The following is a 655-nucleotide window of genomic DNA, read 5'->3' as shown; positions in this document are numbered from 1 at the left end:
ATGTGATGCTATTATTGGTAATGACGGAGGGGCTATTAATATGGCAAAAGCATTAGAAAAGCCATCATTTATTATTTTTTCACCCTGGATAGAAAAGAAAATATGGGCAACTTTTGAAGACGGAATTCATCATCTTTCTGTCCATTTAAAAGATTACCGCCCTGCTTTATTCGAAAACAAAACAGAGAAAATGCTCAAAAAAGAAGCTTTGCCTTTATATGAGAAATTTTTACCTGAATTTTTTGAAGACCGAATTAAATTGTTTTTACAACAAAACGACTTTAATTAATTGCGATGATTGTTTCAGAAAGACAACTTTTAACAGCTTTAATTATCACATACAATGAAGAACAAAACATTCAATATGTTTTGGAAAATCTATCATTTGCCGATGAGATTATTGTCGTAGATTCCTTTAGTTCAGACCGGACTTTTGAGATCGCTTCATCATTTAAAAATGTCAAAGTTATTCAGCACACTTTTGAGAATTTTGCTTCCCAGCGAAATTACGCCATCAGCCTGGCTTCCAACTCGTGGATTCTATTTATCGATGCTGATGAACGGTTAACTCAGGATCTTCAATCAGAAATTACGAAGGTTATTAATCAAAAAAATAACATTTCAGCCTATTATATGTATCGCACCTTTATGTTTA

The 655-nt window shown here is 32.7% G+C and carries 1 protein-coding gene and 1 pseudogene; both read left to right on the top strand.

The window, feature by feature from the left end; genetic code table 11:
- Window positions 1-289, top strand: a pseudogene (locus ABEB23_RS18090) (glycosyltransferase family 9 protein); the annotation flags it as partial.
- A 5-nt stretch (window positions 290-294) separates the two neighbouring features.
- Window positions 295-655, top strand: a 361-nt coding sequence (locus tag ABEB23_RS18085; protein WP_348814122.1) for a glycosyltransferase family 2 protein, incomplete at its 3' end; no start/stop codon positions are given.

The sequence above is a fragment of the Flavobacterium maritimum genome (assembly GCF_040049085.1).
GTDB lineage: Bacteria > Bacteroidota > Bacteroidia > Flavobacteriales > Flavobacteriaceae > Flavobacterium > Flavobacterium maritimum.
This window is presented reverse-complemented; position numbering and strand designations above follow the sequence as displayed.